Here is a 24,772-nt window from a genome sequence, read left to right as displayed (position 1 = left end):
CTCCGGCAACGATGACAGAACTGGTCACGATGGGGTCTCCGATCTTGTTGTCGAGCAGTGGTATTCGACTACTTCTCTCAGACGAGCTCGTCGATGCGGATCTCGAGCGGCGCCGCGGTGGCCGCAACGACGTCGTCGACGGTCACGCCCGGCGCGAGCTCGCGCAGCGCGAGGGTCCCGTCGCCGACGACGTCGATCACCGCGAGGTCGGTGATGATCCGGTCGACGACACCCTGGCCGGTGAGGGGCAGGGAACACGTGTCGACGATCTTCGAATTGCCGTCGCGGTCGGTGTGTTCCATGACCACGATGACGCGGCTGGCGCCGTGCACCAGGTCCATGGCGCCGCCCATGCCCTTGACCATCTTGCCGGGAACCATCCAGTTGGCCAGGTCGCCGGTCCGGGAGACCTGCATGCCGCCGAGCACGGCGGTGTCGATGTGCCCGCCGCGGATCATGCCGAACGACAATGCCGAATCGAAGAATGCGGCACCGGGATTGACGGTGACCGTCTCCTTGCCCGCGTTGATCAGGTCCGGGTCGACGTTCTCCTCGGTCGGGTACGGGCCGGTGCCGAGGATGCCGTTCTCCGAGTGCAGCGTCACCTGCACGTCCGGCGGAAGATGACCGGGGATGAGCGTCGGCAGCCCGATGCCCAGGTTGACGTACTCGCCGTCGATCATCTCCGCGGCCGCGCGGGCCGCCATCTGGTCTCGGGTCCATCCCTTGGTGCCGGTCATCGTGCCGCCCCTTCCGTTGCCTGGACTGTCCGCTTCTCGATCCGCTTGTCCTGCGGACCGGTTTCGACGATGCGCTGCACGAAGATTCCCGGCAGGTGCACCTGCGCGGGATCGAGCTCGCCGGGCTCGACGAGTTCCTCGACCTGCGCGATCGTGACCTTCCCGGCCATCGCGGCCAGCGGATTGAAGTTCATCGCCGTCTTGTCGAAGATCAGGTTGCCGGCGGTGTCGCCCTTGACGGCGTGTACCAGCGCGAAGTCGGCGGTGATGCCCTCCTCCATCACGTACCGCTTGTCGCCGAAGGCCCGGGTCTCCTTCGGCGGGGAGGCCACGGCCACCGAGCCGTCGACGTGGTACCGCCACGGCAGTCCGCCGTCCGCGACGGGGGTGCCGACACCCGCCGGGGTGAAGAACGCGGGGATGCCGGCGCCACCGGCGCGCAGCCGCTCGGCGAGGGTGCCCTGCGGGGTGAGCTCGACCTCGAGCTCACCGGCGAGATACTGGCGGGCGAACTCCTTGTTCTCCCCGACGTAGGAGGCGGTGACCCGGCGGATCTGGCGCGCGTTCAGCAGCAGGCCCAGGCCGTGGTCGTCGACGCCGCAGTTGTTGGAGAACACCTCGAGATCGCCGACGCCGGACTCGACCAGCGCGCGGATCAAGGCGTCGGGGATGCCGCACAACCCGAACCCGCCGACGGCGATCGTCGCGCCGTCGGACACGTCCGCGACGGCGGCCGCGGGCGTGTCGAACACTTTCGTTCCCATCACAGACCCCTTCTCGAGACTTCGGTCCCTCCGGACCCCGGTGCAGGATGCGTTCATTCAATGGACGATGACGCATCGGTCGAGTACCACTACATGCTCTGTGTTTGCCGATTTCAAGGCCTTGCGAGCGGCGCATTCGAGATTGCTCGCCCATCGGAACGTCGATTTCGACGGCGTTCACTGAGTGGACGTATTCTCGTGTCATGGAGGAGGCACAGAGACCCCACGTGATCGGCCGCGTCAGCGCGCTGCTGCGCGCGATCGCCGGGCACGAGCCCACCGGCTCGTCGACCTCGGATCTGGCCCGGGCGACGAACCTCGCGCGCCCGACGGCGCACCGCCTGCTGACTTCGCTCACCGACGAGGGCCTCGTCGACCGCGACCCGAAGACCGGTCGATGGTCGCTGGGGCCCGAGCTGTACCTGCTCGGCTCGCTGGCGGCCGGCCGTTACGACATCACCGACCTCGCCCGCGACATCCTGCGCGACCTCGCACGGGAGACCGGCGAGAGCGCCTTCCTGTCCGCCCGGCGCGGGGACGAGACCGTGTGCCTCGCCAGCGAGGAGGGCAGCTTCCCGCTGCGTTCCCACGTCCTCCACGTCGGGATCCGGCTGCCCCTCGGTGTCGCGTCCGCGGGGCTCGTCATCCTGTCCCACCTGTTCGACCGCGACATCGACGAGTACCTGTCCCGTACCGACCTGACCGCCGGGTGGGGGCCGGACCACAGCCGGCAGGCCGTCGAGGAACGGATCGCCGCGACGCGCCTGGCCGGCTACTCCACCAATCCCGCCCTGCTCGTGGAGGGAAGCTGGGGGATGGGGGCCGCCGTCTTCGACCACCGGGACGCGCCGGCCTGGGCGCTGAGCATCACCGGGGTGGAGAGCCGTTTCCGCGCCGACCGTCGTCCCGAACTCGGGGAACTGCTGCTCCGGCAGGCGCATCGTCTCACCCAGTTGCTGCGCCACCGCCCCCGGCGGTCCGGGTGAGGGACGATCGTCCGGACGCGCACCCGGATCGGGCCGCCGCACCGCCCGCACTCGCGTCGCGTCAGCCCGGCCCTCGCCCCGTGAGCACCGCGCGGGCCATCTCGGCCAGCTGCGCCGGACGCTGTGCGAGGGCGTCGATGTCGACCTCCTGATCGCCCATCGCGCCGGCGCGGAACCTCGCCGCCACACCCTCCGCGATGGCTGCGAGCTTCCACAGCGCGAAGCCCTGGTGATACCGCAGGTCGTCGAGGTCACGGCCGGTCGTGTCGGCGTACCGGGAGGCGACCGTGTCGACGTCGAGGAAACCGTCGGCGGGATCGGGCGCCCAGCCGATCACGTCGGCCGACGCCCAGGTGGCGGTGAGCCACCCGAGGTCGGCCATCACGTCGCCGATGGTCCACAGCTCCCAGTCCAGAACCGCGCGCACCTGCCCGTCGGTCCCGATCAGCAGGTTGCCCGGCCGGAAGTCGCCGTGCACCAACCCGGTCCACCGTTCGGCGGGCAGCTTCCGGGTCAGGAGCTCGTGGACGTCCCACACGGGCCCGGGACCGACACCGCCGGCGGTGAGCTGACGGCTCCAGCGCCGCAATTGGCGCTCGAGGTAGCTGCCCGGTTTGCGCAGTTGCGCCAGCGGTCCGGTCGTGGTGTCCACCGCGTGGATCACCGCGAGGGTGTCCACGATGCTGCGGGAGGCGGTCGGTCGGTTCGGCCGGGGGATCGCGGCGACCGTCTCGGCATCGTCGAGGACGATGCCCTCGACGTGCTTCATGACGTAGAAGTCCGCCCCCGTCACCGACCGGTCGGTGCAGCAGCCCGTCACCGGCGGCACCGGCACCGGGCCGCCGGCGAGCAGGTCGAGGATGCGCCACTCCCGCACGACGTCGTGGGCGGAGGAGAGCAGTTCCCCGGTCGGCGGCCGGCGCAGGACCCAACGCGTCCCCGCCTCGTCACGGACCCGGTAGGTGAGGTTGGACCGGCCTCCGGTGATCAGTTCGAAGTGCAACGGGGGTGCGACGTCCGGGAGGTGCTCGACGAACCACGCGGTGACGCGCGCTGCGTCGAGGCCGATCGGCTCGCTCGCGGCATCCACCTGAGCCATCGCGCCCTCTCTGCTCGTTCGGATCCGGTGCGGATCCCTCATGCTTACTCGCCTCGCGCACCGATCGGTACGTGCCGTGCCGGACCACCGGGGAAATTCGGGGCGCGGTCCACGCGCCCCAGACGCCGTTGGGCCCTGACCGGGTCCTCCGCCCGCCGGCGACCCGGGACTCGGGGATCGGGCAAGCCTCGTCGAGCCCGCGCCGACCGTGGCCCGGGCCGCCTGCCCCGGTCACATCCGGATGGCCCGAGCGATTGACATCACACCGCCTCGGGCGCAAACTATGCGAGCGCTCAGCAACTTGAATCTGACGTCAAGTTACGTGACTCCCTGCTGTGAAGGAGCACCCGGATGACCGACGCACCCGCCGCGGCGACCCGCGGCGTGGCCACCACCGACGACCTGGTCCTGACCGAGCGGCGCGGCCCCGTCGCCCTGCTCACCCTCAACCGGCCGGCCAAGCTCAACGCCTGGAGCAACGCGCTCGAGGACCGCTACTTCGACCTGCTCGCCGAGGCCGACGACGACCCGCAGGTGCGGGCCGTCGTCGTCACCGGTGCCGGCCGCGGATTCTGCTCCGGCGCCGACCTCGACGACCTGCGCCACGTCGCCGACGCGTCGGACGACGACCTGATGCGGCCACGCCCGCGCGACTTCCCGCTGCGGGTCCGCACACCGCTCGTCGCCGCGATCCGTGGACCCGTCGCGGGACTCGGCCTGGTCGAGGCTCTCTACTGCGACGTCCGCTTCGGCGACCCGACCGCCCGGTTCACCACCGCGTTCGCGCGCCGCGGGCTCATCGCCGAGTACGGCATCAGCTGGCTGCTGCCCCGCCTCGTGGGCCACAGCCGCGCCACGGACCTGCTCCTGTCGAGCCGTATGGTCGACGCGGACGAGGCCCACCGGATCGGCCTGCTCGACCATCTCGTCACCACCGGCGACGTCGTCGACGCCGCCGTCGCCTACGCGACCGACCTCGCCGCGCACTGCTCGCCGCGGTCGATGGCGACGATCAAGCAGCAGCTGCGCGACGACGCCGACCGGTCCTACCCGGACGCGCTCGCCGCCGCGGACCGCCTGATGCGCGAGGCCTTCCGCGGTCCCGACGTGGCCGAGGGCGTCGCCAGTCACCTCGAGCGGCGCGCCCCCGCGTTCGCCGCCCTGCCCGGGAGTGCCCATGCCCCTGCGTGAAACCGTCGGCATCGACCCGGACGCGATCCTGCGCTGGTTCGGCGACCTCGGCATCGAGCACACCGCGCCGCTGACCTTCGACCGCATCGGGCTCGGACAGTCGAACCTGACCTACCTGGTGCAGGACGGCGACGGCCGCCGGTGGGTGCTGCGGCGACCGCCGCTCGGGCACCTACTGGCGTCCGCGCACGACGTCGCGCGCGAGGCCCGCATCCTCTCCGCGCTCGAGGGCACCGACGTGCCGACGCCGAAGGTGTTCGGGCTCACCGGCGATCCGGCATTCAGTGACGTGCCGCTGGTGCTCATGGAGTTCGTCGACGGACAGGTGGTGGACCGGATGTCCGTCGCCGAATCCCTGACGCCGGAGCGCCGCCGCCGGATCGGGCTGTCGCTCGCGCGGACGCTCGGCCGGATCCATGCCGTGGACCTCGAACGTACGGGGCTCGACGCCCTCGCCCGCCCCAAGCCGTATGCGGAGCGGCAGCTGCACCGCTGGGCCGGCCAGTGGGAGAAGTCGAAGACCCGCGAGCTGCCCGAACTCGACGACCTGACCCGCCGGCTCCTGGCCGCCGTGCCGCCACAGCACGAAATCACCTTGGTGCACGGTGATTTCCACCTGCGCAACGTCATCACCTCGTGCGAGAGCGGTGACGTCGTCGCCGCGCTGGACTGGGAACTGTCCACCGTCGGCGACCCCCTCGCCGACGTCGGGTCGTTGTTCGCGTACTGGCCCGAGCCGGGGGAGGACACCGGCGGCGACTTCCCCGCCTCCACCCTCGAGGGCTTCCCGAGCCGCGCCGAACTCGCCGCCGTCTACCTGGACGAGACGGGCCGCGACCCGGCGGCGCTGAAGTTCTGGCACGCGCTGGGGCTGTGGAAGGTGGCGGTGATCGCGGAGGGTGTGATGCGCCGCGCCCTCGACGAACCGCAGAACAAGGCCGCGGCCGGCACTCCCACGGTCGCGCGCATCGACGCTCTCGTCCACAAGGCCCGCGAGATCGCCGACGAAGCCGGCATCTGACGCCCCCACCACCCTCGACACGCAGGAGACGACGATGTCCCCCGACGAGCAGACGACCTCGCGCGACCTCTCCGGGCGCGTGAAACATCTTCTGGACCAGTATGATCCGAGCACGACCGGGCCGGAGGACTTCCTCGGCGCTCGGTTCGACGCGGGTCTCGCCTGGGTGCACTTCCCGCCGGGCCACGGCGGACTCGGCCTGCCGCAGAGTCACCAGGCGCAGGTCGAGGCCGAACTGGCCGCCGCCGGAGCACCCCGGCCCGCCGCGGGCCGCAACGGCATCGGCCTGGGCATGGCCGCGCCCACCATCGCGGCGTTCGGCACCGAGGAGCAGAAACGCCGGTTCCTGCGTCCCCTCTACACCGGACGGCACATCTACTGCCAGCTGTTCAGCGAGCCCGGCGCCGGCTCCGACCTGGCCGCCGTCGCGACCCGCGCGGTCCGCGACGGCGACGACTGGATCGTCAACGGCCAGAAGGTGTGGACGTCGGGCGCGCAGAACGCGCAGATGGCGATCCTGGTGGCCCGCACCGACCCGAGCGTGCCCAAGCACGCCGGCTTGACGTACTTCCTGCTGGACATGAGCGATCCGGGCGTCGACGTGCGACCCCTGCGGCAGATCACCGGCGAGGCCGAGTTCAACGAGGTGTTCCTCACCGACGTGCGGGTACCCGACGCCAACCGGCTCGGCGACGAGGGGCAGGGCTGGCGCGTCGCCACGACCACCCTCAACAACGAACGCGTCGCGATCGGCTCCGGCGCGCCCCGCGAGGGCGGCATGATCGGCAAGGTCGCCGCGACGTGGCGCGAGCGTCCCGAGCTGCGCGACCCGGCGCGGCACGACCAGCTGATGCGGCTGTGGGTGGAGGCGGAGGTGACCCGGCTGACCGGAGAACGCCTGCGCCAGCAGCTCGCCGCGGGCCAGCCCGGTCCGGAGGGCTCCGGCATGAAGCTCGCGTTCGCCCGCCTCGCCCAGACCGTGTCGGGATTCGAGGTGGAGTTGCACGGCGAGGACGGCCTCCGATACGACGACTGGACCCTGCGCCGGCCTGAGGCGGTGGACTTCACCGGCCGTGAACCCGGATACCGGTACCTGCGCGCCAAGGGCAACTCGATCGAGGGCGGCACGTCGGAGATCCTGCGCAACGTCGTCGCCGAGCGGGTGCTCGGGCTGCCGCCGGAACACCGTGTGGACAAGGATATTCCGTGGAAGGACCTGGCGCGATGACCGACCTGCTGTACTCCGACACCGAGGACGCCCTGCGGGACAGCGTCCGTCGCGTGCTCACCGATCGCTGCCCACCGTCCGTCGTGGTGACCGCGTACGACGCCGCGCCCGCCGACTTCTCGGGCGTGTGGAAGACGGTCGCCGCCGAACTCGGGCTGGCGGGGCTGCTGGTGCCCGAGTCGCTCGGCGGCGCCGGCGCGAGCACCCGCGAGGCCGCGGTCGTCATGGAGGAGATCGGCCGGGCCGCCGCGCCGGTGCCGTACCTGTCGAGCGCGGTGCTCGCCACCGTCGCGCTGCTGCGCGCCGGCGACACCGGGACCGTGCCGGCCCTCGCGGAGGGCGCCGCGACCGGCGCCCTCGTCGTGCCGTTGTCGACGGCGCCGGACGCCGCGATCACCGGGGTGCATCGCACGGCCGACGGCCTGACCGGACGGGTCACCAGCGTCGCCGGGGCACACGAGGCCGATGTGCTCGTCGTCCCCGTCGCGGGGCCGGACGGCCTCGAACTGCACACCGTCCGGTCGGACGCCGCCGGCGTCACGGTGACCCCGGTGCTGTCGCTGGACATGACCCGGCCGATCGCCGACGTCGAGTTCGCCGGGGCCGCCTCCACCCGCGTCGACGGCGGCGACGCGGCCGCCGCGGTGACCGAGGCGCTGCAGTGCGGGGCGGTGCTGCTCGCCTCCGAGCAGCTCGGGGTGGCCCAGTGGTGCCTCGAGACCACCGTCGCCTACGTCAAGGAGCGCCGCCAGTTCGGCCGCGCCGTCGGTTCGTACCAGGCGATCAAGCACCGGCTCGCCGATCTGTGGCTCGAGGTGGGCGCGGCGCTGTCGGCCGCCCGGTACGCGGCCGACGCGTACGCACGCGGCGACGACGACACCGCGATCGCGGCGGCGGTCGCCCAGTCCTACTGCAGCGACGTCGCCGTCCACGCTGCCGAGGAGTGCATCCAGTTGCACGGCGGCCTCGGCATGACCTGGGAGTACCCGGCGCATCTCTACCTCAAGCGGGCCAAGGCCGATCAGCTCGCGCTCGGCGTCCCGTCCCGGCACCGCGCCCGGCTGGCGGACCTCGTCGGCCTGCCGGTCTCGTGACCGAAACGATTGCGCTGCAACAACACACGAAAGGACAGGTGCCGCCACGATGAGCTGGTACGACGACAGGCCCTGGATGGCCCAGTACGATCCCCGCGTGGCCGAGGTCGGACCCGTCCCGCGACGGACCACGCTCGAGGTGTTCGCCGACGCCGTCGCCGCCGCGCCGGACGGGCCGGCGATCACGTATCTCGGTGCGACGCTGACCTATCGGGAAGTCGACGAGCTGACCGACGGCGTGGCGGCCTACCTGCTCGAACACGGCTTCCGCAGGGGCGACCGGCTGGCCGTGTACCTGCAGAACGTGCCGCAGTTCGTCCTCGCGCTGTTCGGCGCGTGGAAGGCCGGCGGCGCGGTGGTGCCGCTGAACCCGATGTACAAGGACGAACTCGACCACATCCTCACCGACGCCGGCGTCGTCGCCGTCGTGTGCGGCGAACAGGCGTGGGCGGACCGGGTGGCGGAGCGGGCCGCCGGGGCGGGCGTGACGATCGCGCTGACCGCGAGCGAACTGGACCTGCAGACCCGGAACGACGAGCGGCTCTTCGCGGGCGTCGAGCGCCGCCGTACGCCGGGCGTCCCCGACCTACTGGAGGTCGCCCGCGAGTGGGCGGGCCGCCCCGTCCCCGATCCGGGCCTGGTCCCCGACGACATCGCGCTCGTCTCCTACACGTCCGGGACGAGCGGACTGCCCAAGGGCGCCACCAACACCCACGCGAACCTCACCGTCAACTGCGTACTGCTGCGCCTGTACGACGAGATTCCGGCGGGTTCGCCGATCTTCGCTCTCGCGCCGCTGTTCCACATCACCGGGATGGTCGTCCAGTTGCTCACCGCGGTGGATCTGGCCGGTCCGCTGGTGCTGGCCTACCGCTTCGACGCCGGGGTGGTGCTCGACGTCCTGAAGCGGGAGCGGCCCGCGTTCATGGTCGGCCCGTCGACCGCGTACATGGCGCTGCTGGCGCATCCGTCGTTCTCGTCGGACGCGTTCGAGTCGCTCCTGACCCTCAACTCCGGTGGCGCGCCGCTGCCACCGGCCATCGTCGAGCGCTTCCGCGAGCGGACCGGCCTCTACATCCGCAACGGTTACGGCCTGACGGAGACCAGCGCGCCCTGTGTCGTCGTGCCCTCCGGCCGCGAGGCGCCGGTGGATCCGGACTCGGGCACGCTGTCGATCGGCCTGCCGCTGCCCACCGCGATGGTGCGCATCGTCGACGAGGACGGCAAGGACCTCGGACCGGGAGAGGTCGGGGAGATCGCCGTCGAGGGTCCCATGGTCGTCCCCGCCTACTGGAACCTGCCCGAGGCCACCGCCGAATCCATCCCGGGCGGGCGGCTGCTGACCGGTGACGTCGGCTTCATGGACGCACAGGGCTGGGTGTACGTGGTCGACCGCAAGAAGGACATGATCAATGCCTCCGGGTTCAAGGTCTGGCCCCGCGAGGTGGAGGACGTGCTCTACCGGCATCCGGCGGTCCGCGAGGCCGCGGTCGTCGGCGTGCCCGACTCCTACCGCGGCGAGTCGGTCGCTGCGTTCGTGAGCCTGCGCCCGGACCAGGACGTCGACCCGGACGAGCTGGTGGCGTGGTGTCGCGACCGGCTGGCCACCTACAAGGCCCCGCGGTCGGTCGAGATCCTGGACGAGCTGCCCAAGACCACCAGCGGGAAGATCCTGCGCCGCGAGATGCGCAGGGTCGCGTCGTCCTGACCCGAGGAGGGAAACACGTGCCGAGCATCGACGAGGTTCTGGGCCTGCGCGAGATCGCCCCGGCGACGTTCCGCGCCGACCCGGTGCCGACCGAGATGGAGCGGACCTTCGGCGGCCAGGTCGCCGGGCAGGCGCTTTCCGCGGCGGCACGGACCGTGCCGCCCGAGTTCGGCGTGCACTCGATGCACGGGCACTTCCTGCGCCCCGGCCGGCCGCTCGACCCCACCGACTATCGGGTGGACGCCGTGCGGGACGGCGGCAGCTTCCGCACCCGGTACGTCACCGCGGTCCAGGACGGCGAGACGGTGTTCACACTGACCGCCTCGTTCCACCGCGGCGACGACGGGTACACCCATCAGGCGGCCATGCCGGCGACGGCCGGACCGGAAGAGATCGCGGAGAACGGCCGCCCGTGGGCCGCGTGGTACGACTTCCCGGAATGGGACGACTGGGAGCGCCGCTGGCTCCCTGCGGACGAGGCCACGCCCGACGTGCCGTCGCGCCGGCGGCTGTGGATACGGCACCGCACCCCCCTGCCCGACGACCCGGTCCTGCACGCCTGCGCCCTGACGTACTGCAGCGACATGGCGCTGCTCGACATCGCCGTCCTACCGCATCCCGACAGGCCGATCCAGGGGGCATCCCTCGATCACGCCGTGTGGTTCCTGCGGCCGTTCCGGGTGGACGAATGGCTGCTGTTCGATCAGGTGTCGCCGTCGTCCGAATCGGGGCGCGCCCTGATCCAGGGACAGATCTTCGACACGGCCGGACGACTGGTCGCCGCCGTCGCGCAGGAGGGCATGGTGCGGTTCCACACCGAGCGCGCCGCGGCGGTCGGCGCCGGACGCGCGGAAGGCCGGGCGGAATGAACCTCGCTGCACCCATCTCCGAACGCACCGCCGTCCTGGTCGACTTCGGCGGGGTGATCACCACGAGCGTGTTCGCCGCGTTCGAGGAGTTCGGCGCGACACTCGGCGATCCGGGACTGCCGCTGCGGCTGCTCGGCGGCGACCCGATCTCGCGCGGGCTGCTCGCCGAGCACGAGTCGGGGCGCATCGACGCGGAGGAGTTCGAGCAGGGCTTCGCCGAGCGGTTGCGCGCCCACGGGGCGGCCGTGACCGCGGAGGGACTCGCCGCCCGGATGCAGGCCGGGATGCGGCGCGACGACCGGACGGTGGCCCTCGTCGACGACCTCCGGGCGGCCGGCGTGCCGGTCGCATTGGTGTCCAACGCCTTCGGCCGGGACTGCTATGCCGGCTTCGACCTGGCCGCGCTCGCGGACGAGGTGGTGATCTCCGCCGAGATCGGCATCCGCAAGCCGTCGCGCCGCATCTACGCCCTCGCGTGCGAGCGGCTGGGGGTGGCGCCCGAGCAGGCCGTGATGGTCGACGACCTGCAGCAGAACCTCGACGGGGCGGCGCGGATCGGCATCGCCGGCGTGCTGCACACCGACGCCGACACCACGCGCCTCCAGCTCGCCGAGCGGTTCGGCTTCGTGACGGGACGAGTGCCCGGTCAGGTGTGAGCCGTCGGCGCGCGGGTACCCGCCACCCATGACCAACGCACAGCCCCACAGCCCCGACGCCGCGACGGTCGACGTCGCGGGTTCGCCGGACGAGTCGGTCAAGGAGACCCAGCTGCTGCAGGTGCTGACCAAGGCGGCGAACACCCTCAACGAAGCCGGGGTGCCGTTCGCGGTCGGCGGTGGATGCGCGGTGTACGCGCGCGGCGGGCCCGCGTCCGACCACGACGTGGACCTGTTCGTCCGCCCCCGGGACGTGGACGCCGCGCGGGAGGCGCTCGTCGCCGCCGGCATGCGTCCGGTCGATCCGCCCGAGAACTGGCTGAGCAAGGTCTACGAGGGGGAGCATCTCGTGGACCTGATCTTCCGCCCCAACGACCGGGACGTCGACGATTCGATGCTCGCCCGCGCCCAGTGGATGCGCATCGGCCCGACCGCGGCGCCGGTGATCAGCGGCACCGACCTGATGAGCGACAAGCTCAACGTGCTCGACGCGCACCGCTGCGACTTCGCGCCGCTGCTGCGCATCGCCCGCGCCCTGCGCGAGCAGGTGGACTGGGCCCAGGTGGCCACCGCCACGGCGGCGTCGCCGTACGCCCGCGCCTTCCTCGGCCTGCTCGCCGACCTGGGCATCATCGAACCCGGCTCGGAGGTCCGGCGATGAGTCACGAACACCCGGAGCAGGATCACCCGCAGTATGTGGTGGCGCACCTGCACCGCGCCCTGGCCGAGGATCCCCGCACCGCCGAACAGGGCGTGCGCGTCACGATCCGCGGCACCGACGTGTACCTGACCGGCGAGGTCGCCAGCGCCGCACGCCGCGACGCGCTGACCGTGGTGGTGCAGGAACAGCTACCGGACGTCACCGTCCACAACGACGTGCACGTGGTCGACTCGCGCGACCCCGGAACCTCGGTGGAGGAACTGCGATGAGGATTGCCGCCGTCGGCGACGTACACCTGGCCGAGGACGCCCGCGGCCATCTGCGGCCCGCCCTCGAACACCTGCACGAGCATGCCGACGTGCTGCTGCTCGCCGGTGATCTCACCCGGCACGGCACCGTCGACGAGGCGCGCGTCGTCGCCGACGAGTTCGGCGACCTGCCGGTGCCCGTCGTCGGTGTACTCGGCAATCACGACTACCACAGCGACGCCGCGGACGAGATCACCGAACTGCTCCGCGACCGGGGCATCGTCATGCTCGAGGGTGAGTCGGTCGTCCTCGAGGTGGACGGGGCGCGGCTCGGTGTGGCGGGGACCAAGGGATTCGGCGGGGGTTTCGCGGGCAAGTGCGCGAGCGCGTTCGGTGAGCCGGAGATGAAGCAGTTCGCCGGGCACACCGTGGAACTGGCCGACAGGTTCCGCAGCGCCGTCGCCGAGCTCGACGGTGCCGACGTCCGCGTCGGGCTGCTGCACTACTCGCCGATCAGCGACACCCTGCGCGGCGAACCCGCCGAGATCTACCCGTTCCTCGGGTCGTATCTGCTCGGCGAACCGGTCGACGAGTTCCACCTGGACCTGGCCGTGCACGGGCACGCGCACGCCGGGTGCGAGCGCGGCACCACCCCGGGCGGCGTGCGGGTCCGCAACGTCGCGCAGCCGGTCATCCGCACCGCCTACGCGGTCTACCGGTTCGAGAACTGATCGCTGGGGCCGGTCGCGGGGTGGCGGGCCCGACACTCGACCACCCCCGCGCGAGCCCTCAGGCGTCGTCGGTCATCTTCAGCACGAGCTTGCCGGTGTTCGCGCCGTCGAACAGCATGTTGAGCGTGCGCCCGAAGGCCTCGGCGCCGCCGCTCTCGACCTGCTCACGGGTGACCAGTTCGCCGCGGCGGATCCACTCCGACACCGCGGCCATGCCCTCGGGGAAGCGGTCGAGGTAGTCGAAGACGATGAACCCGGCCATGGAGGCCCGGTTCACCAGCAGGGACAGGTAGCGTGACGGCCCCGGCTGCGGGTCGGTCGCGTTGTAGCCGGAGATGGCACCGCACAACACGACTCGCGCATTCTTGCGCAGCACGGCGAGCGCCGAGTCGAGCGTCTCACCGCCGACGTTGTCGAAGTAGATGTCGATCCCGTCCGGCGCGGCGGCGTGCAGCGCCCGGCCCACGGAACCGGCCTTGTAGTCGATGGCGGCGTCGAAGCCCAGTTCGTCGGTGAGCCACGCGCACTTGTCGGGCCCGCCGGCGATGCCGATGACGCGACACCCGCTCAGTTTGGCGATCTGCCCGGCGATGCTGCCGACGGCCCCGGCGGCGCCCGAGACGAGCACGGTGTCGCCCGGCTTCATCCGCCCGACGTCGACGAGGCCGAAATATGCTGTCATACCGGGGAATCCGAGGGCGCCCAGCCACACCGGCGGGGCCGCAAGGGATTCGTCGACCGGGACGACGCCGCTACCGTGGGAGACGGCGTAGTCGCACACCCCGAAGTGTCCCGAGACGAGTTGCCCCTCCTTGTAGTCGTCGTGCCGGGATTCGTGTACCCGGCCGACGGCATGGGCGCGCATGATCTCGCCGATCGCGACCGGCGGGATGTAGGAACGGACGTCGTTCAGCCACCCCCGCATGGCGGGGTCGAGGGAGACATACTCGACGCGGACGGTGAACTCGCCGTCGGCGGGCCGCGGAACGGGTGCGGTGGTGATGTCCCAGGTGGACTCGTCGGGGCGGCCGACCGGTCGTCGCGCCAATCGGACCTGCTTGTTCACGGACGCCATGCGTATTCCTTTCGGCAGCGGAACGTCTACTGCGGTGCGGTGATTCGGACTCCTCGCGAGAATTCCGGGCAGTTGAATCCGACACCGGATTCAACTATACATGGCGGGTGACCGGGATCACCCCGGCCGTCGCGGATGCCCCGAGAAACGGAAGGTCGACATGACACGCCAGCTCGACACGGTCCCCACCGATTCCGATGCGCTCGAGGCCGCGCTCGCCGAGATCCGGCGGGTGCAGGAGGCCCACTGGCCGCCGGAGGTGCCGCGCACGGTGGAGTACCCGATCGAGGGTCGCGGGCTCGTGGACTACCTGCGGCACTGGGCGAGCGTGCGTCCCCACGCCCCCGCGATCGAGTTCTACGGTCGCACCGTCGGCTATGCCGAGTACGACGACCTCTCCGACCGGTTCGCCGGCTGGCTGCTCGCCCGCGGCGCCCGGGCCGGCGACCGCGTCGGTGTCCACCTCGGCAACTGCCCGCAGTTCCACGTCGCGATGCTCGGGATCCTCAAGATCGGCGCCGTCCACGTGCCCGTGAACCCGATGCTGCGCGAGCACGAACTCGCCCACGAGCTCGCCGACGCCGGCGTCACGATCCTGCTCACGCAGCCCGAACTGCTCCCGCTCGTGGAAGCGGTCCGGCCGCGCACCCCTGTGCGGCACGTCGCCGTCACCGCCCTCGGCGACATGCTCGCCGGTGTGGCGCCGGGGGAGGTGCCACCGCCCTTCCCGGTCGCCGATCCCGCCGTCGGCGACTGGGCGGGCATCGTCGACAGCCCCCGCGCTCCTGCCGTCGCGACCGATCCGGACGCGCTCGCCGCGCTGAACTACACCGGTGGCACCACCGGCATGCCGAAGGGCTGTGAGCACACCCAGTGGCACATGGTCTACACCGCCGCCGCGGCCACCGTCGGCGGCGGCCGCCGGGTGGGGGAGACGACGGTGGTGCTCAACTACCTGCCCATGTTCTGGATCGCCGGCGAGGTTTTCGGCATCCTCAATCCCCTCGTCAACGGCGGCACCGTCGTGCTGATGACCCGGTGGGACGCGGACGCCGCGCTGGCCCTCGTCGAGCGGCACGGAGTCACCAGCACGGTCGGCACCGTCGACAACTACGTGGAGCTGTTGGAGGCGCCCGGCTTCGACGGCAGCCGCGCCGCCAGCCTCGACAACGCCATGGCGGTGTCGTTTGTGCTGAAGCTGGATCCGGCGATCCGCCGGCGGTGGCGCGACGCGACCGGCCACACCCTGCGGGAGGCGAGCTACGGCATGACCGAGACGAACACCGCCGACACCTTCACCCTCGGCTTCCAGGACGGCGACGTCGACCTCGAGAGCGAGCCCGTGTTCTGCGGCCTGCCGGTGCCGGGCACCGACATCCTGATCGTCGACGAGACGGGCGTTCCGGTGCCGATCGGCGCGACCGGGCAGATCATCGTGCGCAGCCCCTCGGTGACGACCGGGTACTACCGCAACGCCGAGGCCACCGCGGACTCGTTCCAGGGCGCCTGGTTGTGCACCGGTGACGTCGGTCGGTTCGACGAGCGGGGCGCGCTGCACTACCTCGCCCGCAACAAGGAGATGATCAAGACCAACGGCATGAGCGTCTTTCCCGCCGAGGTCGAGGCGCTGCTGCGCATGCATCCGGACGTCGCGACGGTCGCGGTGGTCCCCAAGTCCGATCCGGACAGGGGACAGGTTGCGTTCGCGTTCGTCCAGCCGGTCCCCGGCACGGCCGTCACGGCCGAGGGGCTCGTGGCGTGGGCGCGGGAGAACATGGCCGGCTACAAGGTGCCGATCGTCGAATTCGTGGCTGCGCTGCCCATGACCGCCACCGGCAAGATCCGCAAGGGCGACCTGTTCGCGCGGGCGGAGGAGCGCAACTAGGGCGGGCCGGAGCCGGGCCGGGAGGGTGCAGCGCAGCCTCCCCAGCCGACCTCAATGATTGGTAGGCTAACCAAACCAAGGATAGCCTGAGCTATCTTCTTGTGCGATCGATCCATCCGCGGCTGCGGCCCCAGAGCACGGAAGAGCGACCAATGACCGACCGATCCTGCAACGACAGCGGTGACTCGCCGTCGCCGGACGGCGAACCACCGGAACTCCTCGACCTCGTCGGGATCGGATTCGGGCCCGCCAATCTCGCTTTGGCGATCGCCGTCGAAGAACACAATGCCGACGCCCCGCACGATCCCGTACGGGCACGGTTCTTCGAGCGGCAACCCGCCTTCGCGTGGCATCCCGGCATGCTCCTCGAGGGCGCCACCATGCAGATCGCCTTCCCGAAGGACCTGGTCACCTTCCGCAACCCCACGAGTCCCTACACCTTCTTCGCCTACCTGCACGACCGGGGCCGGCTCGTAGACTTCGTCAACCACCAGACGTTCTTCCCGACGCGGCACGAATTCCAGGACTACCTGCAGTGGGCGGCCGGCCGCGTCGACGCCGACGTGCGCTACGGCACCGAAGTCACCGCGGTCGAGGCCGTGCACGACGAGGCAGGCATCGCCGACCGCCTCGCCGTCCACACCGCCGACGGCACCGTCGTGCACGCCCGAAACGTCGTCGTCGGCGTGGGGTTGCGGCCCCTCATCCCCGCGTGGGCCACCGAGACCGCGCGCTGCTTCCACAACCACCGGTTCCTGTTCCATCTGGCCGAGATGCCCGCGCCCGTGCACCAGCGGTTCGTCGTCGTCGGCGCCGGCCAGAGCGCCGCCGAGGTGGTGCAGTACCTGCACAGCCACTATCCGCAGGCCGAAGTGCACAACGTCTTCGCCCGCTTCGGCTACAGCCCCGCCGACGACAGTCCGTACGCCAACCGCATCTTCGACCCGGCCACCGTCGACGAACTGCACGCCGCACCCGAGGCCGAGCGGGCACGACTGCTCGCCCTGCACCGCGGCACCAACTACTCCGTCGTCGACCCAGACCTGATCACCGCGCTGTACGCGGCCGAGTACCGCGAACGCGTCAGCGGACGGCGACGGCTGTTCATGCGGCGCGCCTCCGAGATCGCCGCGGTCACCGAGTCGACCACCGGAATCGAGGTGGACGTGCGCAGCACGATCGACGGACTCACCGACACCCTGATGTGCGACGCCGTCGTCCTCGCCACCGGGTTCGAGCCCGCCCCGCTGCCGCCCCTGCTCGGCGCCCTCGCTTCCGCGTCGTCGCCGCTGCGCACGGTCGACCGGGACTACCGGCTGCCCACCGCCGGCGACGTCCGTGCCGGGATCTATCTGCAGGGCGGCACCGAGAAGACCCACGGGTTGACGGCGTCGCTGCTGTCGAACGTGGCGATCCGGTCCGGGGAGATCCTCGGATCCGTCCTCGAGCGACGCGGAGGAAAACTACCAGCGGGTCATGACCGGACCCCCGGGCTTGCTAGGGTACGAAAGCAGCACACCTATGCGACAAGTGAGGCGAGATGAGCACGAATCCTTTTGACGACGAAGACGGCCGCTTCTACGTCCTCATGAACGACGAGGAGCAGTACTCGCTGTGGCCGACTTTCTCCGAGGTGCCGCAGGGGTGGCGCGTGGTGTTCGGGGAGGAGTCGCGTGCAGCATGCGTCGAGTACGTGGAGAAGAACTGGACCGACATGCGGCCGAAGAGCCTGCGTGACGCCATGGAGGCAGACGAGAAGGCCCGCAACGCGGGCGCCTGACCTGCCGCGGTAACCGCGTCGACCGAGAGTCACCCCGTGGGTGCACCACCCGCGGAGTGACTCTCGTGGCGTTTCGAGCCCCGGTACGGACGCACCCGCCGGACGCGGCGCAACTGCGGCCGGCGAAGCGACCCCGCCCGCAGCACGCTCCGCGGATGCCGGACCGTGCGGGCCAGCCACTCGCCGAGCGTCACCCCTGCCGCCAGCGCGCACCCGATGCCGAACGCCGAGAACAGCGCGGTCAGCCCGAGCAGCAGTTCGCTGCCGATCACCGCGTACAGGCCCCGATACAACGACAGGCCCGGCAGCAACGGGGTGATGCCTGCGACCGCCACCACCAGCGGCGGGGTCAGCGCCCGTCGCGCCATCAAGCCACCGGCGAACCGACCACCGTCGCGGCGGTCGCCGACGAGATGATCGGACCCACCGCGAACTCCATCGACATCAAGAACACGAGGCTGCCCACCGCACCGCCGAGCGCGGCGGCCGTCAGCGCCCGTCGCTCGGCGTAGCACGCCAGCGCGTAGAACAACGCCGACGCCGCACCGGCGAGCACCTTCACCGGCAGCGCGGTCGCCGTCGGCAGCGCATCGTTGCTGATCACCGGCAGCTCCGCGCCGAGCGCCTCCATCACCTTCAGCGCCGTCGCCACGCCGGCGATGATTCCGCCGGTCATCATCACCAGCTCGAAGAACCGCGCCGACGCGGTGATCGGTGCCCCGGTGATCGCGTCCTGCACCGAACCGACCAGCGACAGTCCCGACAGCAGCACCGTCACGCCGGCCGCGATGATCAGGCCCGGCGGCACGTCGACACCCAACGGTTCGCGCAGGTTGAACAACAGGATCGCGGGCGTCGCGGCGATGATGCCGCCGACCACGTGCTGGAAGAAGAACGGCAGGCCCATGCCGTTGAGGACGCGGTTCGTCCGGTCGATGACCGCCGTCGACGCGAACGCCATCACCGCCACGAGCGCGCCACCGCCGAGCAGGACCGAGATCGACGCGGCCATCGCCGCCCACGCGAACGTCGCCACCCAGCGGTGATACGGGTGCGGCGCCGTCGTGATCGCCAGCAGATCCTCGCGGGCCTGCGCCGGCGAGATCGCCTCCCGTCGGATGCGCCGGGTCAGCCGGTCCACCGCGGCGAGCCGCGTGAAATCCATCGACCGGTACTGAACGACGCGCATCGTGCTCGCCGGCGGCATCGTCGGCCCCCGGTACGCCGAGAGCACGATCGAGTTGTAGGTGACATCCACGTCGCACTGGGCCAGGCCGTACGTCGCGGCGACGAAACGGACCTGCTCGGAGGTGTCGATCGCACCCGTGCCCGCGGCCAGCAGCACTTCGCCGACGCGGACGGCGACGTCGAGCGCCTCGGCGACCGTCGCGTCGTCGGTCAGGTCGATCGGCTGCAGCGGCGCCGGCGCCTCGGTGATGGTGTCGAGGGTGGCGCGACGGTCGAGGACGAGCTTCCCGAAGGCGGTTGCCAGCGTCCCCACCGTTACGTGCTCCCGTCCGTCCGGTGTTCGGCGATGCGCGCGGTAACAGCAGCCATGGATCCACCGTAACGAACCCGGGCGGTCGCATGTGGAGCGGGCGCTACCGATATGATGGGGCCGCTCGACTGCCTCCTTAGCTCAGTGGTAGAGCACTCGCCTTGTAAGCGAGCGGTCGTCAGTTCAATCCTGACAGGGGGCTCCACCAGCGGAAACGCTGCACGGCAGGTCAGGGGCCGGTTCCGAGAACGGGAGCCAGCCCCATTCCTGTTCTTGCCCACATTTTGCCCACACTCCAATCCAGGCGTGTCGTCACGCTGACCCGTAACAGGGCCGAGAAGCCGAGGCGATGAAGACGGTGAGTGGAACTACTTCCGATCTCCTGCGCACCGCCGCAGCACGACACCGAAGCAAGAGGACGACGAATTCGATGGCAAAGAGATTCAACCCCCCTCCGGGATGGCCTTCTGCACCCGAGGGATGGCTGCCGTTCGATGGATGGCAGCCGGATCCATCGTGGCCACCGGCCCCAGAAGGGTGGCAGTTCGTTGTCGAGGACGGGACGCCCGGGCCGCGCGGCTCAGGTGCGGTCGCCGACATGGTCAAGAGAGCAACTGATGGGATCTCGGCTCGATCGAAGGAAGCCGACGAGCTGGCCCATGCCCCTGACGTCCTATGGGCCGCGAAGGGACAGCCGATCACTGGAATCGGCGGGGGTCGCTTCCGACTGACTGCGAGCACGCTGTTCTTCGAGCGAGGCACTCTGACCACCAACGCTCAGCAGGTTCCTACCCACCAACTCTTCGATATCGACATGCGGCAATCCCTCACTCAGAAGGCACGAGGAGTGGGGGACGTACTGGTGCACGTCCACCGCCCCTCAGGGGTGGAGGTAGCGGTCCTGCCTGATATCCCACATCCGCGTGAAGCGGTGACCATCATCAACCGGGTTGCTCACGAGGCGAGGTTGGCGGCCCACAGGCTCGCCAACACACACCACTACACGGCAGACGCTGCACCGCAGCAGGCACAGCCTGTCCCTACTGCTCACGCGCCGTCGCCCGAACTTGACCCGATGGAGCAGCTCGTCAAGCTGGGACAACTGCGAGACGCCGGTATTTTGACCGAGGAAGAGTTCGCCACCAAGAAGGCAGAGATTCTCGCTCGGCTGTGAGGGACTGCGAGCGCGGCCGGCGAGCTGATCGGAGATTACGACGGACCGCCGGCCGCCTTCGTCCGCATTCTGTCCACACCCTCTTCCATTCGTCTGGCGACGTCGGCCAGGTCGTCATCGAATAGGTCTGCGTACACGTCGAGCGTCATCGACGCCGACGCATGTCCCAGCATCCGCTGGACCGCCTTCACGTTCGCGCCGGCGCTGATCGCCAGCGACGCCGCGGTGTGCCGGAGGTCGTGCGCGGTCACTCGCGGGAACTCAGGTGTCGTCGGATGCTCACCTTCGGCTGCACGCACACGCTCGGCCGCACGTTGGCACCGCTCGACCGCGCCCGACAACGCCGGCGCGCGAACGCTGACGATTTGGGTCGGCACGGAAGCGCAGTACACCGCGATCGGCACGAAGGACGCGAGATCACGATCGGCCGGCCGCCTCACGTCGGACCACCGCGGCCTGGCGTGAAGTGGTCCTGAGTCATCGGTCGCCGCGGGATAGCGCGACTACGCAGTCTTGAACCTTCTGGCCATACTCGTCGCCGGCGTTCGCATCAACGATTCCGCGGACGAACGGGAGGCTGGAGACTCGCTGTGAGTTTCCGGAGAGGCCCATGACGCCGAACCCTGGCGTAATCCAGACGACGCTCGAGGCATGTCGAGATCCGTTCTCGTAGACGTCGCCAGACGTGTAGGTGTATTCGATACCGTCCACGCGGGTCGATACCGCAGCAGTGTATTCGAGCGTTAGGCCTGGTTTTAGCGAGGCCTCAATGGCCTGCACGATGGATGCATCCGGCTCTTCGCAACCCGCCTCGGTCGCGGACAGTGCGGGTTCGGGGATGCTGCGATCGACTGTGGTCTGCGTTGTGGTCGTCCTCGGCGTCAGCGTTGTTGATGGAATCGCCGCCGGGCGACTGGATGTCGTTGTTGTCGGAGCTACGGTGGGAACGGAGCTCGTTTGAGCAGAACTTGCAGCCGTATTGTCATCGCTGTCATCGCCGAAAATTGCGATCAACCCGAGAACGAGCGCGAGGCCTATGACGGTCGCGACACCGATAAGAAGGGTCTTCTTCTTCTCTTCCGGCGACGGAGGGGGAGCGGTCGGCGCGCTGAACTGAGCTGTCGGTTCGGCCCCGGTGCCGGTGCCGGGATGCGTTGCAGACGTCCACTGCTGCCCATCCCACCACCGGAGCTGCGTTGGGTCGTGGGGGTCGGGGTGCCAGCCAGCGGAGAGGTTCATCGGCGTCCGTTCATCGTGGGAAATTCTCCGGGAGCGTCGTACCAACTGGCCGGTTCGTTACAGAGTAGACTGAGGTCACACGCACCCTTTCGAATGGGTACCGCGGTGATGGGCGTCGGGAGTGCGGTCCCTTCCGTTCTCTCCCTTCACTCCGCTGTGGTCGCAGGCAGGGGTGGGGAACGGTGAGTGAAGCGACCGGTCTAGTTGATGCGGGTTGGGATCAGGTCGACGAGATCCGAGCAGTACGCGTGGATTGATGCAGCCATGAACGCCTCAGCGGTCGACTGGTCATCAAAAACGTTCTTTCCGGCACCGAGAATTCTGGACAATTCCACCATCTTGTCGAACTTCTGGTAATCGGGAAGTGTAGTCGAACGCAGTGCATCACAGTTTCCGACGGCGGCCGGGATTAGTAGGGGGATCTGGTCCTTGCTGGGATAGATGCCGCCTGCACGCAGATGCTTGACGAAGGCATCCTGTCGCGTAGGGAGCGGCTTGTACGAAGCTGTCGTGGAGGACGGCGCGCTGGGGCTGGACGGCTCTCCGGCCGCCGGTGTTGCCTCTCCACCCCCACATGCAGCAAGCAGTAATAGAACGGGAGGGATTGTCAGGGCGTGGAGTCTCATGCCGGGATCATCCCATCTGGTCGGATTTGTGTTACCCAGCTTCTGGTCGCAACTCCTCGATCCTCGGCCGTGAGGTGAGATGGGCGGGGACATGATGAACGCCCCCGAAACTGCCGGGGGCGTTCCTGTGCTGCATACGCCACACAACTCAGCCCAGCGGAGCAGTGTGCTCCGTCCACTGCCGGCCATCCCAGTACCGCTGCACCTGCGCACCGTGCGGATCGGGATACCAGCCTGCTGGCACCGACGGCGGAGGGGGCGGCGTCGACGTCGATGCGTACTGGACTGGAGCTGCCTGAGCAGGGACTGGAGACACCTGGCCCGAAATCAGCGCCCGGACGCGGTCTACAAGCGCCTTCCCGTCGGTCTTCGCCACGCTCTTCACTTCTGCCTTGTTCCCACTGGCGAAGATTGTGATGGTCCCCAGCAGCATGCCGGCACCCCACTGGATTGAGGAGATCTTGTCGAGCGGGAAGTCCTCGGTGGTCTGGCCCAGGATGCCGTGGAACACGAACATCAGGCGGCGGTCGGTCAGTGCAAGAAGTCCCTGGCCTTTGCCGTACTGGCCGACGCACAGCATGTCGACGCGTTCACCTTCCCACAGATGGGATTCGAGGTTCTTGAGCTCGCGACCCGCGCCTACTGTGGCGGTGAGTCGGTCCTTCGCTGCTTGGATATCCGGGCGGAGTTCGATTGCCATGCCCGCATCATCCCATCCGGTCTGTTTTGTGTTACCGATCGCCGGATGCGTGCCCACATTTTGCCCACACTTGCCCACGACACAACCCGAAAGAATCGGAAATTCGAGACGAGAAACCGCGTGTAGAGCGGGGTGCGGCCCTTTAGCTAGGCCTGATCAGACAGTTCAATCCTGACAGGGGGCTCCACCAGCGGAAACGCTGCACGGCAGGTCAGGGGCCGGTTCCGAGAACGGGAGCCGGCCCTGTTCTGGTTCTTGCCCACATTCTCTCGCTCGACGCCGTCGTGGCCGGCCTGCAAGCCCGCGGGCGCGAAGCTCGTCGCGGCTCCCGTGGCGCCGCAGAGTGCGCGGTGTCAGGAGGATCGCCGGGAAATGTCGCGGTGGGATGTCGAGATCCCGAGCACGGCTCCGTCTCTGAGGTGAACACGGCCACAATGGGCTGTACCGCATCAAGGAGAACACGATGGCCAAGTACCTGCTGCTCAAGCACTACCGTGGCGCGCCGGCACCGGTCAACGACGTGCCGATGGACCAGTGGACGCCGGAGGAGATCTCCGCCCACATGCAGTACATGAACGACTTCGCCGCTCGGCTCGAGGGCACCGGAGAGTTCGTCGACGCGCAGGCGCTGTCCCCGGAGGGCACGTTCGTCCGGTACGACGGCGAGGGGCGGCCGCCGGTCACCGACGGCCCGTTCGCCGAGACCAAGGATCTGATTGCCGGCTGGATGGTGATCGACGTCGACAGCTACGAGCGGGCGCTGGAGCTGGCCGGCGAGCTGTCTGCGGCTCCGGGGGCGGGTGGGAAGCCGATTCACGAGTGGCTCGAGGTGCGCCCGTTCCTGTCCGCGCCTCCGACCGTCACGGAGTGAGGCACGGTGGATGAGACCCTGCTGCGGACCCTCACCCCCACGGTGATCGGGATCCTCGTCCGCCGCGGAGCCGACTTCGCGGCGGCCGAGGACGCCGTGCAGGACGCCCTGGTCGAAGCGGTGCGCGTGTGGCCGGACGATCCGCCGCGGGACCCGAAGGGCTGGTTGGTCGCCGTGGCCTGGCGCAGGTTCCTCGACGCCACCCGCGCCGAGTCCTCCCGGCGGCGGCGCGAGGTGCTCGTCGAGGTCGAGCCCGGGCCCGGCCCGGCCGAGGCAGTGGACGACACGCTTGCGCTGTACTTTCTGTGCGCGCACCCGTCCCTGACGCCGGCCTCGGCGGTCGCGCTGACACTGCGCGCGGTCGGCGGTCTGACCACGCGACAGATTGCGCAGGCCTACCTCGTGCCCGAGGCAACCATGGCCCAGCGCATCAGCCGGGCCAAGCGGACCCTCTCGGGTGTCCGGTTCGACCGGCCCGGTGACGTCGCCACGGTGCTGCGCGTGCTCTACCTCGTTTTCAACGAGGGCTACTCCGGCGACGTCGACCTCGCCGTCGAGGCGATCCGGCTCACTCGCCAGCTGGCGGCCATGATCGAGCATGAGGAGGTGGCGGGCCTGCTCGCGCTCATGCTGCTCCACCACGCACGGCGCCCGGCGCGGACCCGTACCGACGGCAGCCTCGTGCCGCTGGCCGAGCAGGATCGCAGCCTGTGGGACACCCGTCTGATCGCCGAGGGCGTCGACGTGCTCCAGGCAGCGCTCGCCCGCGACCGACTGGGGGAGTTCCAGGCCCAGGCCGCCCTCGCCGCGCTCCACGCCGATGCCCGCACGGCCGAGGAGACCGACTGGGTGCAGATCGTCGAGTGGTACGACGAGTTGCTGCGGTTCACCGACAACCCGGTGGCCCGCCTCAACCGCGCCGTCGCGG

The 24,772-nt window shown here is 69.9% G+C and carries 25 protein-coding genes, 1 tRNA gene and 1 pseudogene; 18 read left to right on the top strand and 9 right to left on the bottom strand.

Annotation, left to right across the window (positions count from 1 at the left end; genetic code table 11):
* Positions 1 to 77 precede the first annotated feature (77 nt).
* Together CQZ88_RS22775 and CQZ88_RS22770 are read right to left on the bottom strand one after the other, a co-directional pair.
* The gene (locus tag CQZ88_RS22775; protein ID WP_006942868.1) at positions 78 to 740 is read right to left on the bottom strand and encodes a CoA transferase subunit B; all 663 of its coding nucleotides are present in this window, start codon (positions 738 to 740) and stop codon (positions 78 to 80) included.
* Positions 737 to 1,504 (bottom strand): CoA transferase subunit A, encoded by a 768-nt coding sequence (locus CQZ88_RS22770; protein ID WP_029541161.1) that lies wholly within the window; start codon positions 1,502 to 1,504, stop codon positions 737 to 739. Before CQZ88_RS22770 ends, CQZ88_RS22775 begins: the two co-directional genes overlap by 4 nt.
* A 203-nt stretch (positions 1,505 to 1,707) precedes the next feature.
* Between CQZ88_RS22770 and CQZ88_RS22765 the strand changes: the two genes are divergently transcribed.
* Positions 1,708 to 2,490: an IclR family transcriptional regulator gene (locus CQZ88_RS22765; protein WP_102800350.1), complete on the top strand. Its 783-nt coding sequence runs from the start codon at positions 1,708 to 1,710 to the stop codon at positions 2,488 to 2,490.
* Positions 2,491 to 2,551: 61 nt separating this feature from the next.
* On the opposite strand, the gene CQZ88_RS22760 is transcribed toward CQZ88_RS22765, so the two are convergent.
* The gene (locus CQZ88_RS22760) at positions 2,552 to 3,589 is read right to left on the bottom strand and encodes a phosphotransferase family protein (RefSeq protein ID WP_102800349.1); all 1,038 of its coding nucleotides are present in this window, start codon (positions 3,587 to 3,589) and stop codon (positions 2,552 to 2,554) included.
* 351 nt (positions 3,590 to 3,940) lie between these two features.
* Between CQZ88_RS22760 and CQZ88_RS22755 the strand changes: the two genes are divergently transcribed.
* From CQZ88_RS22755 to CQZ88_RS22710, 10 genes are read left to right on the top strand one after another with little or no spacing between them, the layout of a single operon-like run.
* Entirely contained in the window at positions 3,941 to 4,780 is an 840-nt protein-coding gene (locus tag CQZ88_RS22755; RefSeq protein WP_006942875.1) for an enoyl-CoA hydratase-related protein, read from the top strand.
* Positions 4,767 to 5,801, top strand: coding sequence for a phosphotransferase family protein (locus tag CQZ88_RS22750; protein ID WP_102800352.1), 1,035 nt, complete (start codon positions 4,767 to 4,769; stop codon positions 5,799 to 5,801). The genes CQZ88_RS22755 and CQZ88_RS22750 overlap by 14 nt, the downstream gene beginning before the upstream one ends.
* A gap of 34 nt (positions 5,802 to 5,835) precedes the next feature.
* Positions 5,836 to 7,029, top strand: a complete 1,194-nt coding sequence (locus CQZ88_RS22745) for an acyl-CoA dehydrogenase family protein (RefSeq protein WP_029541170.1) — start codon at positions 5,836 to 5,838, stop codon at positions 7,027 to 7,029.
* Positions 7,026 to 8,123: an acyl-CoA dehydrogenase family protein gene (locus tag CQZ88_RS22740; protein ID WP_006942879.1), complete on the top strand. Its 1,098-nt coding sequence runs from the start codon at positions 7,026 to 7,028 to the stop codon at positions 8,121 to 8,123. The genes CQZ88_RS22745 and CQZ88_RS22740 overlap by 4 nt, the downstream gene beginning before the upstream one ends.
* A gap of 49 nt (positions 8,124 to 8,172) precedes the next feature.
* On the top strand, positions 8,173 to 9,831 hold the full coding sequence (locus CQZ88_RS22735; RefSeq protein ID WP_050034592.1) for an AMP-binding protein: 1,659 nt from the start codon (positions 8,173 to 8,175) through the stop codon (positions 9,829 to 9,831).
* A 17-nt stretch (positions 9,832 to 9,848) separates the two neighbouring features.
* Positions 9,849 to 10,700, top strand: a complete 852-nt coding sequence (locus CQZ88_RS22730; protein ID WP_102800348.1) for an acyl-CoA thioesterase II — start codon at positions 9,849 to 9,851, stop codon at positions 10,698 to 10,700.
* Complete coding sequence (locus CQZ88_RS22725) at positions 10,697 to 11,356, top strand: HAD family phosphatase (protein ID WP_102800347.1); 660 nt, start codon at positions 10,697 to 10,699, stop codon at positions 11,354 to 11,356. Before CQZ88_RS22730 ends, CQZ88_RS22725 begins: the two co-directional genes overlap by 4 nt.
* Positions 11,357 to 11,384: 28 nt before the next feature.
* The gene (locus tag CQZ88_RS22720) at positions 11,385 to 12,017 is read left to right on the top strand and encodes a nucleotidyltransferase (RefSeq protein ID WP_029541180.1); all 633 of its coding nucleotides are present in this window, start codon (positions 11,385 to 11,387) and stop codon (positions 12,015 to 12,017) included.
* Complete coding sequence (locus tag CQZ88_RS22715) at positions 12,014 to 12,286, top strand: BON domain-containing protein (protein ID WP_006942889.1); 273 nt, start codon at positions 12,014 to 12,016, stop codon at positions 12,284 to 12,286. Before CQZ88_RS22720 ends, CQZ88_RS22715 begins: the two co-directional genes overlap by 4 nt.
* The gene (locus CQZ88_RS22710; RefSeq protein WP_050034595.1) at positions 12,283 to 12,996 is read left to right on the top strand and encodes a metallophosphoesterase; all 714 of its coding nucleotides are present in this window, start codon (positions 12,283 to 12,285) and stop codon (positions 12,994 to 12,996) included. The genes CQZ88_RS22715 and CQZ88_RS22710 overlap by 4 nt, the downstream gene beginning before the upstream one ends.
* Before the next feature lie 58 nt (positions 12,997 to 13,054).
* On the opposite strand, the gene CQZ88_RS22705 is transcribed toward CQZ88_RS22710, so the two are convergent.
* Positions 13,055 to 14,071, bottom strand: coding sequence for an NADP-dependent oxidoreductase (locus CQZ88_RS22705; RefSeq protein ID WP_102800346.1), 1,017 nt, complete (start codon positions 14,069 to 14,071; stop codon positions 13,055 to 13,057).
* 160 nt (positions 14,072 to 14,231) lie between these two features.
* On the opposite strand from CQZ88_RS22705, the gene CQZ88_RS22700 reads away from it, so the two are divergent.
* The 3 genes from CQZ88_RS22700 to CQZ88_RS22690 all read left to right on the top strand — a co-directional run bounded on the left by CQZ88_RS22700 (position 14,232) and on the right by CQZ88_RS22690 (position 17,736).
* A complete protein-coding gene (locus tag CQZ88_RS22700) occupies positions 14,232 to 15,956 on the top strand; it encodes an AMP-binding protein (protein WP_050034597.1) in 1,725 nt (574 codons plus the stop codon).
* Between the two features lie 152 nt (positions 15,957 to 16,108).
* Positions 16,109 to 17,500, top strand: a complete 1,392-nt coding sequence (locus tag CQZ88_RS22695) for a lysine N(6)-hydroxylase/L-ornithine N(5)-oxygenase family protein (protein ID WP_102800345.1) — start codon at positions 16,109 to 16,111, stop codon at positions 17,498 to 17,500.
* Positions 17,497 to 17,736 (top strand): MbtH family protein, encoded by a 240-nt coding sequence (locus CQZ88_RS22690; RefSeq protein WP_003936798.1) that lies wholly within the window; start codon positions 17,497 to 17,499, stop codon positions 17,734 to 17,736. The genes CQZ88_RS22695 and CQZ88_RS22690 overlap by 4 nt, the downstream gene beginning before the upstream one ends.
* Before the next feature lie 29 nt (positions 17,737 to 17,765).
* On the opposite strand, the pseudogene CQZ88_RS22685 reads toward CQZ88_RS22690, so the two are convergent.
* Positions 17,766 to 19,237 (bottom strand): annotated as a pseudogene (locus CQZ88_RS22685) (threonine/serine exporter ThrE family protein).
* 127 nt (positions 19,238 to 19,364) lie between these two features.
* Here CQZ88_RS22685 and CQZ88_RS22680 point away from each other — a divergent pair.
* Both CQZ88_RS22680 and CQZ88_RS31605 read left to right on the top strand, forming a co-directional pair.
* Positions 19,365 to 19,439: transfer RNA gene (locus CQZ88_RS22680), tRNA-Thr, on the top strand.
* A 393-nt stretch (positions 19,440 to 19,832) separates the two neighbouring features.
* Positions 19,833 to 20,408 carry an SHOCT domain-containing protein gene (locus tag CQZ88_RS31605; protein WP_102800351.1) on the top strand — a complete coding sequence of 192 codons (576 nt, stop codon included), beginning with the start codon at positions 19,833 to 19,835 and terminating at the stop codon, positions 20,406 to 20,408.
* 35 nt (positions 20,409 to 20,443) lie between these two features.
* Here the strand turns inward: CQZ88_RS31605 and CQZ88_RS22670 are convergent, their stop codons facing one another.
* The 4 genes from CQZ88_RS22670 to CQZ88_RS31600 all read right to left on the bottom strand — a co-directional run bounded on the left by CQZ88_RS22670 (position 20,444) and on the right by CQZ88_RS31600 (position 22,973).
* Positions 20,444 to 20,848 (bottom strand): tyrosine-type recombinase/integrase, encoded by a 405-nt coding sequence (locus tag CQZ88_RS22670; protein ID WP_308410820.1) that lies wholly within the window; start codon positions 20,846 to 20,848, stop codon positions 20,444 to 20,446.
* 37 nt (positions 20,849 to 20,885) lie between these two features.
* Positions 20,886 to 21,647, bottom strand: a complete 762-nt coding sequence (locus CQZ88_RS22665; RefSeq protein ID WP_102800344.1) for a DUF2510 domain-containing protein — start codon at positions 21,645 to 21,647, stop codon at positions 20,886 to 20,888.
* A gap of 200 nt (positions 21,648 to 21,847) precedes the next feature.
* Positions 21,848 to 22,273: a DUF732 domain-containing protein gene (locus CQZ88_RS22660; protein WP_102800343.1), complete on the bottom strand. Its 426-nt coding sequence runs from the start codon at positions 22,271 to 22,273 to the stop codon at positions 21,848 to 21,850.
* Between the two features lie 148 nt (positions 22,274 to 22,421).
* Entirely contained in the window at positions 22,422 to 22,973 is a 552-nt protein-coding gene (locus CQZ88_RS31600) for a DUF2510 domain-containing protein (RefSeq protein WP_102800342.1), read from the bottom strand.
* Between the two features lie 463 nt (positions 22,974 to 23,436).
* Here CQZ88_RS31600 and CQZ88_RS22650 point away from each other — a divergent pair, with 463 nt between their 5' ends.
* Together CQZ88_RS22650 and CQZ88_RS22645 are read left to right on the top strand one after the other, a co-directional pair.
* The gene (locus tag CQZ88_RS22650) at positions 23,437 to 23,844 is read left to right on the top strand and encodes a YciI family protein (RefSeq protein WP_006942909.1); all 408 of its coding nucleotides are present in this window, start codon (positions 23,437 to 23,439) and stop codon (positions 23,842 to 23,844) included.
* Positions 23,845 to 23,850: 6 nt separating this feature from the next.
* Positions 23,851 to 24,772: RNA polymerase sigma factor (locus tag CQZ88_RS22645; RefSeq protein WP_102800341.1), on the top strand; the 922-nt coding region annotated here is incomplete at its 3' end.

It is taken from the genome of Rhodococcus sp. ENV425 (assembly GCF_002887785.1).
Taxonomy (GTDB): domain Bacteria; phylum Actinomycetota; class Actinomycetes; order Mycobacteriales; family Mycobacteriaceae; genus Rhodococcus; species Rhodococcus aetherivorans.
Note: the sequence above shows the minus strand (reverse complement) of the source record. Positions and strands in the feature narration are given on the sequence as shown.

Excerpts from the sequence above, each read along its gene's own strand:
- CQZ88_RS22775 (WP_006942868.1), bottom strand. The coding sequence starts at position 740 with ATGACCGGCACCAAGGGATGGACCCGAGACCAGATGGCGGCCCGCGCG.
- CQZ88_RS22770 (WP_029541161.1), bottom strand. The coding sequence starts at position 1,504 with ATGGGAACGAAAGTGTTCGACACGCCCGCGGCCGCCGTCGCGGACGTG.
- CQZ88_RS22765 (WP_102800350.1), top strand. The coding sequence starts at position 1,708 with ATGGAGGAGGCACAGAGACCCCACGTGATCGGCCGCGTCAGCGCGCTG.
- CQZ88_RS22760 (WP_102800349.1), bottom strand. The coding sequence starts at position 3,589 with ATGGCTCAGGTGGATGCCGCGAGCGAGCCGATCGGCCTCGACGCAGCG.
- CQZ88_RS22755 (WP_006942875.1), top strand. The coding sequence starts at position 3,941 with ATGACCGACGCACCCGCCGCGGCGACCCGCGGCGTGGCCACCACCGAC.
- CQZ88_RS22750 (WP_102800352.1), top strand. The coding sequence starts at position 4,767 with ATGCCCCTGCGTGAAACCGTCGGCATCGACCCGGACGCGATCCTGCGC.
- CQZ88_RS22745 (WP_029541170.1), top strand. The coding sequence starts at position 5,836 with ATGTCCCCCGACGAGCAGACGACCTCGCGCGACCTCTCCGGGCGCGTG.
- CQZ88_RS22740 (WP_006942879.1), top strand. The coding sequence starts at position 7,026 with ATGACCGACCTGCTGTACTCCGACACCGAGGACGCCCTGCGGGACAGC.
- CQZ88_RS22735 (WP_050034592.1), top strand. The coding sequence starts at position 8,173 with ATGAGCTGGTACGACGACAGGCCCTGGATGGCCCAGTACGATCCCCGC.
- CQZ88_RS22725 (WP_102800347.1), top strand. The coding sequence starts at position 10,697 with ATGAACCTCGCTGCACCCATCTCCGAACGCACCGCCGTCCTGGTCGAC.
- CQZ88_RS22720 (WP_029541180.1), top strand. The coding sequence starts at position 11,385 with ATGACCAACGCACAGCCCCACAGCCCCGACGCCGCGACGGTCGACGTC.
- CQZ88_RS22715 (WP_006942889.1), top strand. The coding sequence starts at position 12,014 with ATGAGTCACGAACACCCGGAGCAGGATCACCCGCAGTATGTGGTGGCG.
- CQZ88_RS22710 (WP_050034595.1), top strand. The coding sequence starts at position 12,283 with ATGAGGATTGCCGCCGTCGGCGACGTACACCTGGCCGAGGACGCCCGC.
- CQZ88_RS22705 (WP_102800346.1), bottom strand. The coding sequence starts at position 14,071 with ATGGCGTCCGTGAACAAGCAGGTCCGATTGGCGCGACGACCGGTCGGC.
- CQZ88_RS22700 (WP_050034597.1), top strand. The coding sequence starts at position 14,232 with ATGACACGCCAGCTCGACACGGTCCCCACCGATTCCGATGCGCTCGAG.
- CQZ88_RS22695 (WP_102800345.1), top strand. The coding sequence starts at position 16,109 with ATGACCGACCGATCCTGCAACGACAGCGGTGACTCGCCGTCGCCGGAC.
- CQZ88_RS22690 (WP_003936798.1), top strand. The coding sequence starts at position 17,497 with ATGAGCACGAATCCTTTTGACGACGAAGACGGCCGCTTCTACGTCCTC.
- CQZ88_RS31605 (WP_102800351.1), top strand. The coding sequence starts at position 19,833 with ATGGTCAAGAGAGCAACTGATGGGATCTCGGCTCGATCGAAGGAAGCC.
- CQZ88_RS22665 (WP_102800344.1), bottom strand. The coding sequence starts at position 21,647 with ATGAACCTCTCCGCTGGCTGGCACCCCGACCCCCACGACCCAACGCAG.
- CQZ88_RS22660 (WP_102800343.1), bottom strand. The coding sequence starts at position 22,273 with ATGAGACTCCACGCCCTGACAATCCCTCCCGTTCTATTACTGCTTGCT.
- CQZ88_RS31600 (WP_102800342.1), bottom strand. The coding sequence starts at position 22,973 with ATGGCAATCGAACTCCGCCCGGATATCCAAGCAGCGAAGGACCGACTC.
- CQZ88_RS22650 (WP_006942909.1), top strand. The coding sequence starts at position 23,437 with ATGGCCAAGTACCTGCTGCTCAAGCACTACCGTGGCGCGCCGGCACCG.